Origin of the sequence: Verrucosispora sp. WMMC514, assembly GCF_027497295.1 — a bacterium.
GTDB lineage: Bacteria > Actinomycetota > Actinomycetes > Mycobacteriales > Micromonosporaceae > Micromonospora > Micromonospora palythoicola.
The window spans coordinates 2,500,020-2,514,868 of sequence record NZ_CP114906.1; the positions used below are offsets into that span (position 1 = coordinate 2,500,020).

The following is a 14,849-nucleotide window of genomic DNA, read 5'->3' on the forward strand; positions in this document are numbered from 1 at the left end:
AAAGAAGGCTACCGTTGGACGATGCCCGAACTACCGGAGGTGGAGGCGCTCGCCGGTTACCTGCGACAGCGTGCGGTGGGCCGGCGTGTCGACCGTCTGGAGGTCGCCGCCATCAGCGCCCTGAAGACGTACGACCCGGCGCCGACCGCCGTCGCGGGCCGGGCGGTGACCGACGCCCGGCGATACGGCAAGTTCCTCGACGTGGTCTTCGACGGTGGTCTGCACCTGGTGGTCCACCTGGCCCGCGCCGGCTGGCTGCACTACCGGGAGGCGTTCGCCTCGACCGTCCCGCTACGCCCCGGCAAGGGACCGATCGCCATCCGGGTACGCCTCGACGACGGTTCCGGCTTCGACCTGACCGAGGCCGGTACGCAGAAGAAGCTCGCCGCCTACCTGGTTACGGACCCGCAGGTGGTGCCGGGGGTGGCCAAGCTCGGGCCGGACGCGCTCTCGGCCGACCTGGCCACCTTCGCCAGCGCGCTGCGTGGCCGCCGGGGCCAGGTCAAGGGGGTGCTCACCGACCAGTCGGTGCTCGGTGGGGTCGGCAACGCGTACTCCGACGAGATCCTGCACGCCGCGAAGCTGTCGCCGTTCGCGTTGACCGACCGGCTGTCCGACGACCAGATGGCGACCCTGCACGCGGCTACCCGACGGGTGCTGGGTGACGCGGTGACCCGGTCGCTGGGGCAGCGGGCGGCGGAGTTGAAGGGCGAGAAGCGGTCCGGGCTCAAGGTGCACGCCCGTACCGGGCTGCCCTGTCCGGTCTGCGGCGACACCGTACGGGAGGTCTCGTTCGCCGACTCCAGCCTCCAGTACTGCCCCACCTGCCAGACCGGCGGAAAGCCGCTTGCTGACCGACGGTTGTCCAGACTCGTACGGTGAGTAACACCACTCACTGATTACGGAGCGGAATCGGACGCGCGGTGCGCAACCACCGGTCCGGCGCTCTACCGGGGCCGCCATCCATCGGTATAGTGGCCCCGGTCCCCGGCTTCCGGATGGCATGGGGCCGGCCAGATCCCAGGCGGTAGGTGGCCGCCGCGCAATGTCCCTCGGGTCGGCGACGGAACGGAACTCGCGTGGGAAACTGGAACGGTGGGCGACCCGGGCGGTCACGGCGAGTGAACGCCACGGGTCATGCGGGAGGACATGGGTGAGGTGACGGCTAGCCTCCAGCGCCCGGTGACCAACGAAGGCCGGAGCAGACTCGTGCGGCACGTCGACAGCTTCGAGATCCAGCCGCCGAACCCGCCGTCTCCGAACGGCGTACCCCGATCGGCGTGGGCTCGGGCGCGGCGTCGCGTGTCGCGCTGGCACCGGCCGTACACGGCGATCCTGCTGCTGCTCGACTTCGCCGCCGCGGCCTTCGCCAGCTACACCGCGATCCGCACCTTCGACCAGGCCACCGCGGGTTTCCACCAGGCCCAGAACGACCCGACCTGGTTCTACACGGTGGCGTTCCTGCTGCTGCCGCTCGGCTGGCTGGTCACCCTCTGGTTCAACGGGGCCTACGACCGGCGCTGTCTCGGGCTGGGGCCGGACGAGTTCAAGCGCGTGATCCGGGCTGGGGTCGCCGTCTGCGCGGCGCTGTCGTTCCTCGCCTTCGCCACCAAGACCGACCTGTCCCGGTTCACCGTCGGCACGGCGCTGCTGTTGGCGCTGCTGCTGATCCTGCTGGGCCGGATCCTGGCCCGTTTCGTGCTGCACACCGTCCGGCGCAACATCCAGCAGGCGGCGCACCGGATGGTGCTGGTCGGCACCCTGCCGGAGTGCCTGGAGGTGTACACAGCCGTCACCCGCACCCCGGCCGCCGGGCTGGTCCCGGTCGCCATCCACATCACCGACGGGTACGCGGCCGCCAAGGGCGTGCAGACCCCGGTCCCGGTGTACGCCGGTCGCGACGTGCTGGCCCTGGTCCGCGAGATGGGCGCGGACACCATCGCGGTCTGCGGCTCGGCCAGCGCCGAACCCGGTGAGCTGCGCCGCCTGGCCTGGCAGTTGGAGGGCTCCGGCGTCGACCTGGTGGTGGCCCCACAGCTGACCGACATCGCCGGGCCCCGGGTGCACATCCGCCCGATCGAGGGCCTGCCGCTGCTGCACGTCGAGGAGCCCACCCTCTCCGGGCCGGCGCTGCTGGCCAAGAACATGATGGACCGGGTCGCCGCCGGGCTCGGACTGCTCGCGCTGATCCCGGTGTTCATCGCGATCGCCATCGCGATCCGGATCTCCGACCCGGGTCCGGTGTTCTTCCGGCAACCCCGGGTGGGGCACGAGGGGCGCACGTTCCGGGTGTGGAAGTTCCGGACCATGTACGTCGACGCGGAGGACCGGCTGGCCAGCCTGGTCGACCAGAACGAGACCGACGGCATGCTGTTCAAGATGAAGCAGGATCCGCGGGTGTTCCCGGTGGGCCGCTTCCTGCGCGCCTCGTCGCTCGACGAGCTGCCGCAGCTGATCAACGTGCTCAAGGGTGAGATGTCGCTGGTCGGGCCGCGTCCGCTGCCCGCCGACGACGGTGACTTCCTCGGTGATGTGCGACGCCGACTGCTGGTCCGTCCGGGGATGACCGGGTTGTGGCAGGTGTCCGGTCGCTCCGATCTCTCCTGGGACGAGGCCGTCCGGCTGGACCTGTACTACGTCGACAACTGGTCGCTGGCGTACGACCTGAGCATCCTGTGGCGCACCGTCGGCGTGGTGGTCGCGCGCAAGGGCGCCTACTGACCGGCGCCCACCCCTTTCCCGCAGCGCCCGCAACCAGCAGGATCGTCGACGTGGGTGGCAACATCTCCGCCGTGATCGGCGTTTTCTCACTGGTCAGTGTGTTGGCCGGGGCGCTGTACGCGGTCGGTCGGCTGCGCGGTCGGCGCGGCATCGCCACGCCCGGACAACGGGCGACCTACGAGGTGCTGCACACCGCCGGACTGGCCGCCGAACCGCTGCGGGCCGGACTCAGCCCGGCTGGCGCGGCGAAGGCCGCCCGTCACCTGCGCACCCTGGTCGGCGCGGAAGGGCTGGCGTTGACCGACGCCGACGACCTGCTCGCGCTGGACGGACGCGGCGCGCACCACCGGGAGCAGCTCCGGACCGCCGCCCGACGGGTGATCGCGTCCGAGCGTTCCACCGTGCTGGGCGAGGCGGAGCTGACCTGCGACCGGATCGACTGTCCGGTCCGGGGCGCGGTGGTGGCCCCGCTCGGTGGGGCGTCCGGCCGGATCGCCGGTGCGCTGGTCGCGGTCACCGACGGCGCACCGGCACCCGGTCTGGTCCAGGCCACCCTGGAGACCGCCCACTGGGCCGGCAGCCAACTGGCCCTGGCGGAGCTGGACTCGTCCCGGGAGCGGTTGGCCCGGGCCGAGGTACGCGCCCTGCGCGCCCAGATCAGCCCGCACTTCATCTACAACGCGCTGACCGCGATCGGCTCCTTCGTCCGCACCGACCCGGAACGGGCGCGGGAGCTGATCCTGGAGTTCGCCGAGTTCACCCGGTACTCGTTCCGGGCGCACGGCGAGTTCACCACGCTGGCCGAGGAGCTGCGCTCGATCGACCGCTACCTGACCATCGAACGGGCCAGGTTCGGCGACCGGCTCCAGGTGCGGCTCCAGATCGCCCCCGAGGTGCTGCCGGTGACCCTGCCGTTCCTGTGCCTGCAACCACTTGTCGAGAACGCGGTACGCCACGGGTTGTCGCGCAAGCCGGGCACGGGCATGGTGAGCATCGAGGCCCGGGACGCGGGCGCCGAATGCCACATAACGGTGGAGGACGACGGAGTGGGGATGGATCCGGCCACGCTGACCGCGGGGATCGCCGAGCTGGCCGGGTCCACCGGCGACCCGGGGGACGATCCGGGCCAGCACGTCGGGCTGTCGAACGTCGACGAGCGCCTGCGGTCGGTCTTCGGCGACGGCTTCGGCCTGGTCGTCGAGACCGGGGTCGGCTCGGGTACGAAGGTGAGCATGCGGGTGCCGAAGTTCCACCCCGGCGTACGGGCCGGTTCGTGACCGGCTCCGGCCCGGCCCCCGGCGCCGGCTTCCTGCGGGTGCTGGCGGTCGACGACGAGCCACCGGCACTCGACGAGTTGGCGTACCACCTGCGGGCCGACCCCCGGGTGGCCCGGCTGCACACGGCCGGTGACGCGACCGAGGCGCTGCGGGTGCTGCGCGACGACGACGTGGACGTGGTCTTCCTGGACATCCGGATGCCTGGCCTCGACGGCATGGAGCTGGCCCGGGTACTGCGCCGCTTCGCCCGACCGCCGGCGATCGTCTTCGTCACCGCGTACGACGACGGCGCCGCGGACGCCTTCGACGTGGGTGCCACCGACTACGTACGCAAGCCGGTACGCGCCGAGCGGCTGGCCGAGGCGCTGCGCCGGGTGGTCGGCGCGCGGGTGGTACCCACCCATCCCGCGGCGCTGGCCCGGGCGGAGGAGGATCCCACCATCCCGGTCGAGCTGGCCGGTACCACCCGGATGCTGCCCCGTTCCGCAGTGCGGTGGGTCGAGGCGCAGGGCGACTACGCCCGGCTGCACACGGCGGACGGTTCGCACCTGGTACGGGTCTCCCTGGCGACGCTCGCCGAACGATGGGCCGATGCGGGGTTCGTCCGGATCCACCGGTCGTACCTGGTGCAGCTGCGGCTGATCGCCGAACTCCGCCTGGTCAACTCCGGCTACGTGGTGGTCATCGACGACACCGAGCTGCCGGTGAGCCGGCGGCACACCCGCGAGCTGAAGGACAAGCTGGTCCGGGCCGCCAAGCAGGAGTGGAGCCGCTGACCGGCCGGTGAGCCGTTCTCGCCCCCTATAGAGATCATTGCTGTTCTATCCTCCGGTGGCCGGTCCAACACGGGGCGCGGGACCGGCGTGGGCGCGGTGCCTGCCTGAGCCGCCCCACCCCCTCCGGTTTGGACAGCTATGCATATCCCCCTCATCCGCCGGGCCGCCCTGGCCTGCGTCACGGCCGCCGCCGTGCTGTTGCCGGGCGCCACACCCGCGCTGGCCGCCTCGACCGGCACGATCAGCGGCCGGTTGACCACCGCCGCCGGCGCCGCCGCACCTGACGTCCCGGTCGTCGTCTATCCCAGTGGCGAGTACGACGTCTTGGCCAGCACGATGACCGACGCCGACGGTGCGTATACCTTGCCCCAGCTCAACCCGGGGTCCTACACCGTCGGATACCTGCCCGACAGCCGTCCGGAGCAGTACTACCGGCAACAGTTGCGACCCTGGGACGCCGACCCGGTCGTCGTGACCGCGGGTGCCACGACCACGGTCGACGAACAGTTACTGCCCACCGGCACCATCTCCGGCCAGCTCCTGGACGCCGCCGGTGAGCCCGTGTTCGACCTGCGGGTGCTCGCCATCGAGGCCGACGCCAACCTGGTGGCCAGCGCACGCACCGACGAAAACGGCCGGTACGAGATGGACGTGGTCGCGGGCCGGTACCGGGTGCAATTCGAGCCGATCGAAGGCTCCTACCAGAGGCAGTACGTGCCAGGGCAGGTGGACGAGGAGAGCGCGACCCTCTTCGAGGTCACCGAAGGCGCGCGGGTCGTGGCCGACGACACCGTACTGTCCGTGGGCACGCTGTCTGGCCGGTTCACCACCGCCGCCGGGGCACCGTTGACGAACGCGGACGTCTACGTCTACACCCCGAACATGTACAGCGTGCACTCGGACGGGACCAGCGCCGACGGCACCTTCGAGGCCCAGCTTCTCGCCGGCACCTACAAGGTCGGCCTCTACACGAACGAGCGGCACCAGTACTACCCGGGGCAGCTCGAATCCGACCAGGCCGAACTGGTCACCGTGCGCGGCGGCGAGCAAACCGCCATCACCGACAGCCTGCTGGGCACCGGCTCCGTACGGATCAGCGCGGTGGACTCGGTGACCGGAGCACCGGTGGCCAACTTCTGCGCCCACGACGGGTGCAGCAACGGCAGCGGCCGGGTGACCATCAGCGACCTGACCCAGGGCCGGCACGACATCTACGTGTACGCGCCCGACGGCCGGTACTTCCCCCGGGAGCGCACCGGCGTACGGGTGCGTGCCGACCAGACCACCGAGCTGACCATCAAGCTCCGTCCGGGCGCGGTCATCACCACCACCGTCCTGGACCGACAGAGCGGCTCGCCCGTCTCCGGGGTCTGCCTGGACGCCTTCGCGCCCAAGCGGGCGACGCTGCGGGACGGCTACGGCAATTGCAGCAACCGCAGCGGCCAGGTTCGCGTCGGTCCGCTCACCGCCGGTGAGTACAAGCTCTTCGCCGTACCGCAGAACACGACGTACGGCCGGCAGTGGGTGGGCGCCGCCGGCGGTACCGGCGACGAGCGGGAGGCGGCGACCGTCACCGCCACCGTCGGCCAGGTGGCCACCGGCCCGGTGATCCAGCTCGACCGGGCGGGCCAGGTCACCGGCCGGGTCACCGACGCCGAGACCGGCGCTGCCCTGCCGGACGTCAACGTCTCGGTGCTTACCGGCCATCCTGGCGTCGGCGCCGAGGACGCCGTCACCGATGACCAGGGCGACTACACGCTGAGCCGGCTCGGCCCGTACGAGTGGCCGGTGGTCTTCAGCCGTGGGGGGTACGCGACCGTCTGGTCCGGCGGTGCGGCAAGCCGGTTCAGCGCGACTCCGGTGCAGGTAGGTGCCGGCGCCACCGCCAACCTCGACGCGACGCTCAGGCGTGGCGTGCAGCTCAACGGCACCTTCCGCAACACCGAAGGCACGCCACTGCGCAGCGGCTGGGTGCTCGCCCACAGCGTGGACACCGGTGACTACGCCGGTAGCGGCTGGGTCTCCAACGGGGAGTTCACCATGCGGTTGACCGGCCGCCAGCGGATCTTCTTCAGCTACGACGTGTACTTCGACGATGAGCAGATGTACTCGGGCCGGTACCAGGTGACCGACCCGGACGGCACCCGACGGCTGGCCCGGTTCACCGTGCCCGCATCGGGTTCGATGACCGCTGATCTGGTCATCTCGACCAGCTGATGGCATGGCCCGGGGGCGACAGGCGCCCCCGGGCCATGCGGTTGTCCACAGCTCCACCTCGTTATCCACAAGTTGTCCACAGGCCCCTTGACAATCCCGTCCGGCGGACCAGACTGCCGGGATGGCCGCCGAGGATGCACCGCCGGCACCCCGCCGACCCGAACCCGACGCAACCTCCGATTCGACCGTCGGAACCGGGCCACCGGCGCGTACCCGGGTGGTGCTGGCCGAGGTGTCCCGCCGGTCGCGCTGGGCGGGTGGCACCCACACCGAGCTGACCCAGCAGACCCGGGTCGGTGAGGCGCTCGTCCGTGGCCTGGTCCGCGCTCAGCTGGCGCTGGCCCTGCAACTGTCGGCGGTGGTGATGGTCGGGCTGGGCGGGCTGCCCTGGCTGTTCGCCATCGCACCCTCGGTCGGCCGGATGACCGTGCTCGGCGTCAACCTGCCGTGGCTGCTGCTCGGGGTGCTCTCCTTCCCGTTCCTGGTCGCCGTCGGGTGGACGTACGTCCGCCTGGCCGAGCGCAACGAGCAGGACTTCACCGACCTGGTCCAGCGGCCGGAGCGCTGACGTGGGCAACAATCTCGTCGTACCGGCGATCGTGGCGGTCACCCTGGTCACCGTCGCCATCGGCTTCTACGGGCTGCGGCTGGCCCGCACCACCTCCGACTTCCTGGTCGCCTCCCGGGTGGTCAGCCCCACCTGGAACGCCGCCGCGATCGGCGGCGAGTACCTGTCGGCGGCGAGCTTCCTCGGCGTCGCCGGGCTGATCCTCAAGTACGGCGTGGACGTGCTCTGGTACCCGGTCGGGTTCGCCGCCGGCTACCTGGCCCTGCTGCTGTTCGTTGCCGCGCCGCTGCGTCGATCCGGTGCCTTCACCCTGCCCGACTTCTGCGAGCTGCGGCTCGGGTCCCGCCGGCTACGGACGCTGGCCACCGTCTTCGTGATCTTCATCGGCTGGCTCTACCTGGTGCCGCAGCTCCAGGGTGCCGGTCTGACGCTGGCCACGCTGGCCGGGTCGCCGTACCCGGTCGGCGCGCTGGTGGTGGCCGCCGTCGTCACCGCGAACGTGGCCCTGGGTGGGATGCGGGCGGTCACCTTCGTGCAGGCGTTCCAGTACTGGCTCAAGCTGACCGCGCTGGCCGTACCGGCGATCTTCCTCGCGTTGCAGTGGCAGGCCGACGGTCGCCCGGCGGTGACCCCGCCCGAGGGAGCCACGTTCCGCACCGCGACCACCGTCGTGGTCGAGCAACGCGCCGTGCTCACCCTCGCCGACGGTCAGACCCTGGAGGTACGCCCCGGCGACGAGCTGAGCTTCGCCGAGGGTGAACCGGTGCCGGAGGTCTCCGGGGTGGCCAACGGTGCCACCGACTGGTTGCTGCCCAGCGACGCCGGTTCCGACGACCGGGGGCTGTTCGGCACGTACTCGCTGATCCTGGCCACCTTCCTGGGCACCATGGGGCTGCCGCACGTGCTGGTGCGCTTCTACACCAACCCCGACGGGGCCGCCGCCCGCCGGACCACACTGGTGGTGCTTGCCCTGGTCGGCGTCTTCTACCTGCTGCCCACCATCTACGGCGTGCTGGGCCGGATCTACACACCGCAACTGCTGATCACCGGCCAGACCGACGCCGTGGTGGTGCTGCTGCCCGAGGCGGCACTCGGTGCCGGGACCACCGGTCGACTACTGGCGGCGCTGGTCGCCGCCGGGGCGTTCGCGGCCTTCCTGTCCACCTCGTCCGGGCTGCTCACCAGCGTCGCGGGGGTGATCTCCACCGACGTGCTCGGTCGAGGCTCGGTGCGCGGTTTCCGGCTGGCCACGGTGATCGCCGGAGTGGTGCCGACGGTCCTCGCCCTCAACGTCTCCGGTCTGGACGTCTCACAGGTGGTGGGCCTGGCGTTCGCGGTCGCCGCGTCCAGTTTCTGCCCGCTGCTGGTGCTCGGCATCTGGTGGCGGGGTCTCACCGACGCGGGCGCCGCCGCCGGAATCCTCGTCGGCGGCGGGGCCGCCGTGGCGTCGGTCCTGGTCACCGTCCTCGGGCCGGCCCTGACCGGCTGGCCGGCCACCCTCATCGCCCAGCCGGCCGCCTGGACGGTGCCGCTGGCCTTCACGGTGATGATCGCGGTCTCGCTGGCCACCCGCCGTCGCGCCCCGGCCGACATCGGCCGCACCATGCTCCGCCTGCACGCCCCCGACGCCCTCCACTCGTGAATGCGCTTGCGGCACCGGCTCGGCGCTGGTCCGCCTCGGGGATGAGCTGCGGATCCTCCTCCGGTCGGGCGGCGGGCTGGTCGGCACGGGATACGGTCGGGCGCATGACTGGTGAGCACCCGGCGCTGGCGCTGCGCGGCCTGGCCAAGAGCTTCGACGGCAAGGTCGCGGTGGCCGGCGTGGATCTCGACGTCCCGGCCGGCTCGTTCTACGGGCTGCTCGGCCCGAACGGCGCCGGCAAGACCACCACCCTGTCGATGGCCGTCGGACTGCTACGTCCCGACGCCGGCGGCGCCTGGGTGCTCGGCCACGACGTGTGGGCCGACCCGGTCACCGCGAAGCGGTTGCTCGGCGTCATGCCGGACGGGGTACGCCTGTTCGACCGGCTCAGCGGAGCCGAGTTGCTCGCCTATCACGGTCTGCTGCGCGGCATGGACCCGGCCGTGGTCGACCAGCGGGCGGCGGAGCTGCTCGACGTGCTGGCCCTCGCCGACGCCGGCCGGACCCTGGTGGTCGACTACTCCGCCGGCATGAAGAAGAAGATCGGTCTGGCCTGCGCGTTGTTGCACGGTCCCCGGGTGCTCGTGCTCGACGAACCGTTCGAGGCGGTCGACCCGGTCTCGGCGGCACTCATCCGGGACATCCTGAAGCGGTACGTGGCCGGCGGTGGGACGGTGGTCTTCTCCAGCCACGTCATGGAGGTCGTGCAACGACTCTGCTCGCACGTGGCGATCCTCGCCGCCGGCACCATCAAGCGGGTCGGCACGCTGGAGCAGGTACGCGGCGACCGCTCGTTGGAGGACGTCTTCGTCGAGGTGGTCGGCGGCCGTACCGCCACCGGTGAGGAGCTGGCGTGGCTGTCCCGGTGACCGCACCGGCGAGCCAGGTGCGGCCGGTCTCGGCGCGTCACTTCGTCCGGCTCAAGCTGCGGGTGATGGGCAACAACTTCCGTGGTCAGGGCTGGCGGGTGGCGCTGTTCCTGGTCGGCTCACTGATCGGGCTCTGGTTCGCGGTCGGCGCCTTCTTCGGCCTGGCCGCTCCCGGGCTGGCCGGCGACGACCGGTACGCCCTGCTGGTCGCCGCTTTCGCCGGTGGGCTGACGGTGCTCGGTTGGCTGCTGCTGCCGCTGGTCTTCTTCGGCGTCGACGAGACCCTCGACCCGGCCCGCTTCGCGCTGCTGCCGCTGTCCCGACGCACCCTGGTGACCGGGCTGTTCGCGGCGGCGCTGGTGAGCGTGCCCACGGTCGCCGCGCTGCTGGCCCTCTCCGGGCTGGTGGTCACCGCCGGGGTGTTCGGCGGCTGGTCGGCCGCCGTGGTCACCGCCGTCGGGGTGGTCTGCGGGCTGCTCCTCTGCGTCGCCGGTGCCCGAGCGGTGACCAGCGCGTTCGCCTCCATGCTCCGCTCCCGCCGGGTACGCGACCTGGCCGCCGTCCTGCTCGCGGTGCTCGCCGCCTCGCTCGGCCCGTTGCAGCTCGCCGGCCTGGCCGCGATCCAGGACACCGACTGGGACCGGCTCACCGGCGTGGCGACGGTGATCGGCTGGACCCCCCTCGGTGCCCCGTGGACGGCGGGTATCGACGTGGCGCAGGGCCGGGCCTGGGCCGCTCCCGTGAAGCTGCTGATCACCGTGGTGACGATCGTCGCGCTGCTGGCCTGGTGGTCACGCTCGCTGGAGTCGGCGATGGTGGGCGCGGCGAGCGCCGGACCCACCAGGGCGAGGCCCGATGTCAGCGGCGGCGTGGTGGCCCAGCTCTTCCCCCGGGCCGCCGGCTGGCTGAGCCGGGACCGGTTCGGCGCCCTGGTCTCCAGGGAGGCGCGCTACTGGTGGCGGGACGCCCGACGACGCGCCAACCTGATCACCATCGCGGTGGTCGGTCTCTTCGTGCCGGTGATGGTCAATTTCGGCGGGCAGGGCTTCACCTTCGACAGCGACCAGGGATTCAGCCCTGCCGGGGAGACCTCGCCGGTGCTGGTCAGCCTCTCCATGCTCTTCGTCGGTCTGCTCGCCGCGGTGACGCTGGCCAACCAGTTCGGCTTCGACGGCAGCGCGTACGCGGCGAACGTGGTGGCCGGCGTGCCGGGGCGGCTGGAGCTGCGCGCCCGGATCACCGCGTTCTCGCTCTACGTGCTGCCGATGCTGGCGGTGGTCGCCGTGGTGATCGCGCTGGTGCTCGGTCGGCCGACGTGGATCGGATTCATGGCGGGTGCGCTGGTCGCCACCTACGGTGCCGGGCTGGCGGTCAACCTGTTCGTCTCCGTGCTGGGCGCGTACTCGCTGCCGGAGACGAGCAACCCGTTCGCGATGAACAGCGGAGCCGGGGTGGTCAAGGGCATACTGACCCTGCTGGCCATGGTGGCGACCGGGGCGCTCGCCGCACCGATGGTGCTCGCCGCGGCACTGCTCGGCGACGCGTGGCTCTGGCTGGGCCTGCCGCTGGGCGTGGCCTACGGCGTCGGCGCGGCGCTGCTCGGCGCGTACCTGGCCGGCGACGTGCTGGACCGCCGCCAGCCCGAACTGCTCGCCCTGGTCACCCCGCGACGCTGAGGCCGCACCGGACGCGGCGTGGTGCGGTGTCCCGTTCGTGGGATACCGCACCGGGCCGGCATGTCGCGAAGCCGCGGCCAGGGCCGGTCGAACCGGGCGGACGGGTCACAATGTTTCACGTGAATCATGAGCCGGGTGCCCGGATCCACCACACCGACCCGTTCGCCGCGCCGGCCGGGAATCGTTCACCCGTACGCCGGCTGCGGGGTCGGCTCGCCGCGCCGGTGACCCTCTGGACGGCGCCGGGGCCGGCCGGCCTGACGGTGTCGTCGACCCTGGTCGCCGAGGGTGAGCCGGGACGTCTGCTCGGGCTGGTGGACGCCGAGTCGGAGCTGTGGGCGGCGGTCGAGGAGGCCGGCTGTTTCGCCGTGGCCCCGCTCGGCCCGGCGCACCGGCAGCTCGCCGACCGGTTCGCCGGCCTGTTCCCCTCGCCGGGCGGCCTTTTCGCCATCGGTGCCTGGCTGGACACGCCGTACGGGCCGGTGCCGGACGACGCGGGTGGCTGGGCCGGCTGCCGCCTCGACGGTGCCCGGCAGTACGGCTGGGGTCTGCTGGTGGAGGCGACCATCGAGCGGGTGGAACTGGGCGACGACGTGGAACCGCTGCTGCACCACCGGGGCCGCTACCGGGGACTGGCCTGACCGTCCCGACGGAGCGGTCATCGCGCTCCTTTAGGCTGACAACTCATGAAGGTTGAGCAGCGCTTCGGTCCCGGTCACCGCATCCTGGTCACCGGCGGGGCCGGGTTCGTCCCGTCGCACCTGGTGGATTCCCTGATCGAACGCGGCTGCACGGTCGTCGCCCTCGACAACTTCGTCACCGGCTCCAAGGAGAACGTCGCACACCTGCTCGACACGCCGACCTTCACGCTTGTGGAGGCCGACATCTCCGACGGGCTGCCCAGCCATCCGGCGGTGGCGGAGCGGTTCGACGCGATCCTGCACATGGCCTCGCCGGCCAGCCCGACCGACTTCGAGAAGCTGCCGGTGGAGATCCTGCGGGTCGGCTCGGTCGCCACCCTGCACCTGTTGGAGCGGGCCGCCGCCGACGGCGCCCGGTTCCTGCTGGCCTCCACCTCGGAGGCGTACGGCGACCCGAAGGAGCACCCCCAGCGGGAGACGTACTGGGGCAACGTCAACCCGATCGGCGTTCGCAGCGTCTACGACGAGGCGAAGCGCTTCTCGGAGGCCGCGACGATGGCGTACCGCCGCAGTCGCGGCGTGGACACCGCGATCGTGCGAATCTTCAACACCTACGGGCCGAGGATGCGGCCGGACGACGGGCGGGCCATCCCGACCTTCATCTCGCAGGCGATGCGGGGCGAACCGATCACGGTGCACGGCACCGGAAACCAGACCCGTTCCATCTGCTACGTCGCCGACCTGGTGCGGGGCATCCTGCTGCTGCTCGACTCGACCGAGAGCGGGCCGGTGAACTGCGGCACCGAGCACGAGATGAGCATGGGGCAGCTGGCCGAGACGATCGTGTCGCTCTGCGACAGCCGCTCCGAGGTGACATTCGTCACGCGCAGTGCCGACGATCCGGAGATGCGTCGCCCGGATCTCACCCTGGCCCGGGAAGCGCTCGGCTACGAGCCGACCGTCGCTCCCGAGGAGGGGCTGCGGCGCACCATCGAGCACTTCCGCCAACGGTTGGGGTAGCCCGACACCGGCGGCGCACCGCTCGGTAGGGGCGAGACTGGCTCGTGCTGCGTACATTGAGTTATATGTCAGCGACCATTTCCGCCGCCCTGCCGGCCCTTCACCTGCACCGCAGCGCCGGCCGGGCGGCAGTGCCGGGCCCGGGACGCGGGGGCCGGGCCGGCGGACCGGCCGACACCCGGTGGCACCCGGCGTACGACGACGAGTCGGTCCCACCCGCCGGGCCGGGAGGACCGCGCGGTCCGCTGGGTCCGGGGGGTCCCGGTGGCGGTCCGTCGCCGCGGCGGCGGCGACCGCACTGGCGCCGCATCGCGCTGGTGGCCGGCGTCGCCGTGCTGGTGCTGGCCCTGATCGCCGGCGCGGGTGCCTGGTTCTACGCCCGCAGCCTGGACAACAACATGGCCCGCACCGACCCGTTCTCGGAGATCACCGGTGACCGGCCGGCCAAGGCGGTGAACGGTGCGCTCAACATCCTGATGGTGGGCACCGACTCGCGGGATCCGGACGCGCCGATGGACCGGGCCGGCGAGTGGCGGGCCGACACGATCATCGTCATGCACATCCCCGCCGACCACAAGCAGGCGTACCTCGTCTCCATCCCCCGGGACCTGTACGTGCCGATCCCGGAGAGCGCCGGTGCCGGATGTGAGACGGGTCAACGGCGCAAGATCAACGCTGCGTTCGCGTTCGGTGGTCTACCCCTGGCGGTACGCACGGTCGAGTGCTTCACCGACGTGCACATCGATCACGTGATGGCCATCGACTTCGCCGGGTTCAAGCAGGTCACCGACGCCCTCGGCGGGGTGGACCTGGAGGTGGAGCAGACCATCACCTCGATCCACAAGCCGTACCGGAAGTTCACCAAGGGCACCAACCACATGAACGGCGCCGAGGCCCTGGACTGGATCCGTCAGCGCAAGCAGTTCCCGGACGGCGACTTCGCCCGGATGCGCCACCAGCAGGATTTCCTCCGGGCGCTGATGGACAAGGCGGCGAGCACCGGCACGCTCACCAACCCGAAGAAGCTCAACGCCTTCCTCCAGTCGGTCACCGAAGCGGTCACCGTCGACCAGGGCTTCTCGCTCACCGACATGGCGGTGCAGTTCCGCAATCTGCGCGGCGAGAACCTGACCTTCGTCACCAGCCCGCACCTGGGCAGCCAGACCATCAACGGTGAGTCGGTGGTCGTCTCCGACCGGGAGAAGGCGCTGACCATGTACCGGGCGATGGCCGGGGACACGATGGCCGACTGGATGCGGGCCAACAAACCGTCGACCACCGGCAACGGCTGACCACGACCGGTACGCCAGGAACGGCCGATCGTCTACTTTGCTGTGGACGATCGGCCATTTCAGCAGGATGACGTGGTGGAGAACGTGAACTGGACACCACGTGAACTCGCCAGCGCCGGAATGCGAACGTAAAGTGTTCCCGCCCCCTTC

Annotated in this window: 11 protein-coding genes and 1 pseudogene; all 12 read left to right on the top strand. The window is 71.4% G+C overall.

From position 1 onward, the window contains the following. The first annotated feature begins 21 nt into the window (after window positions 1-21). The 12 genes and pseudogenes from O7597_RS11170 (at window position 22) to O7597_RS11225 (ending at window position 14,699) form a co-directional block, all read left to right on the top strand. Entirely contained in the window at window positions 22-882 is an 861-nt protein-coding gene (locus tag O7597_RS11170) for a DNA-formamidopyrimidine glycosylase family protein (RefSeq protein ID WP_269740628.1), read from the top strand. 267 nt (window positions 883-1,149) lie between these two features. After that, the gene (locus O7597_RS11175; protein WP_164448911.1) at window positions 1,150-2,721 is read left to right on the top strand and encodes a sugar transferase; all 1,572 of its coding nucleotides are present in this window, start codon (window positions 1,150-1,152) and stop codon (window positions 2,719-2,721) included. A gap of 50 nt (window positions 2,722-2,771) precedes the next feature. Further along, a complete protein-coding gene (locus O7597_RS11180) occupies window positions 2,772-3,998 on the top strand; it encodes a histidine kinase (protein WP_269740627.1) in 1,227 nt (408 codons plus the stop codon). Further along, on the top strand, window positions 3,995-4,774 hold the full coding sequence (locus tag O7597_RS11185; RefSeq protein WP_269740626.1) for a LytTR family DNA-binding domain-containing protein: 780 nt from the start codon (window positions 3,995-3,997) through the stop codon (window positions 4,772-4,774). The genes O7597_RS11180 and O7597_RS11185 overlap by 4 nt, the downstream gene beginning before the upstream one ends. 138 nt (window positions 4,775-4,912) lie before the next feature. Next, window positions 4,913-6,991, top strand: coding sequence for a carboxypeptidase regulatory-like domain-containing protein (locus tag O7597_RS11190; protein WP_281582684.1), 2,079 nt, complete (start codon window positions 4,913-4,915; stop codon window positions 6,989-6,991). A 121-nt stretch (window positions 6,992-7,112) separates the two neighbouring features. Next, window positions 7,113-7,559 (top strand): hypothetical protein, encoded by a 447-nt coding sequence (locus O7597_RS11195; protein WP_269740624.1) that lies wholly within the window; start codon window positions 7,113-7,115, stop codon window positions 7,557-7,559. A 1-nt stretch (window position 7,560) separates the two neighbouring features. After that, window positions 7,561-9,201, top strand: coding sequence for a cation acetate symporter (locus tag O7597_RS11200; RefSeq protein ID WP_269740623.1), 1,641 nt, complete (start codon window positions 7,561-7,563; stop codon window positions 9,199-9,201). A 104-nt stretch (window positions 9,202-9,305) separates the two neighbouring features. Next, entirely contained in the window at window positions 9,306-10,070 is a 765-nt protein-coding gene (locus O7597_RS11205; RefSeq protein WP_269740622.1) for an ABC transporter ATP-binding protein, read from the top strand. Then, on the top strand, window positions 10,055-11,746 hold the full coding sequence (locus O7597_RS11210; RefSeq protein ID WP_269740621.1) for an ABC transporter permease: 1,692 nt from the start codon (window positions 10,055-10,057) through the stop codon (window positions 11,744-11,746). Before O7597_RS11205 ends, O7597_RS11210 begins: the two co-directional genes overlap by 16 nt. Window positions 11,747-11,856: 110 nt before the next feature. Then, a pseudogene (locus O7597_RS11215) lies at window positions 11,857-12,387 on the top strand (flavin reductase family protein); the annotation flags it as partial. A gap of 45 nt (window positions 12,388-12,432) precedes the next feature. Next, window positions 12,433-13,407, top strand: a complete 975-nt coding sequence (locus tag O7597_RS11220; RefSeq protein ID WP_281582685.1) for an NAD-dependent epimerase/dehydratase family protein — start codon at window positions 12,433-12,435, stop codon at window positions 13,405-13,407. Window positions 13,408-13,472: 65 nt separating this feature from the next. Then, entirely contained in the window at window positions 13,473-14,699 is a 1,227-nt protein-coding gene (locus O7597_RS11225) for an LCP family protein (protein WP_281582686.1), read from the top strand. Window positions 14,700-14,849: the final 150 nt, after the last annotated feature.

Excerpts from the sequence above, each read along its gene's own strand:
- O7597_RS11170 (WP_269740628.1), top strand. The coding sequence starts at position 22 with ATGCCCGAACTACCGGAGGTGGAGGCGCTCGCCGGTTACCTGCGACAG.
- O7597_RS11175 (WP_164448911.1), top strand. The coding sequence starts at position 1,150 with ATGGGTGAGGTGACGGCTAGCCTCCAGCGCCCGGTGACCAACGAAGGC.
- O7597_RS11190 (WP_281582684.1), top strand. The coding sequence starts at position 4,913 with ATGCATATCCCCCTCATCCGCCGGGCCGCCCTGGCCTGCGTCACGGCC.
- O7597_RS11195 (WP_269740624.1), top strand. The coding sequence starts at position 7,113 with ATGGCCGCCGAGGATGCACCGCCGGCACCCCGCCGACCCGAACCCGAC.
- O7597_RS11205 (WP_269740622.1), top strand. The coding sequence starts at position 9,306 with ATGACTGGTGAGCACCCGGCGCTGGCGCTGCGCGGCCTGGCCAAGAGC.
- O7597_RS11220 (WP_281582685.1), top strand. The coding sequence starts at position 12,433 with ATGAAGGTTGAGCAGCGCTTCGGTCCCGGTCACCGCATCCTGGTCACC.
- O7597_RS11225 (WP_281582686.1), top strand. The coding sequence starts at position 13,473 with ATGTCAGCGACCATTTCCGCCGCCCTGCCGGCCCTTCACCTGCACCGC.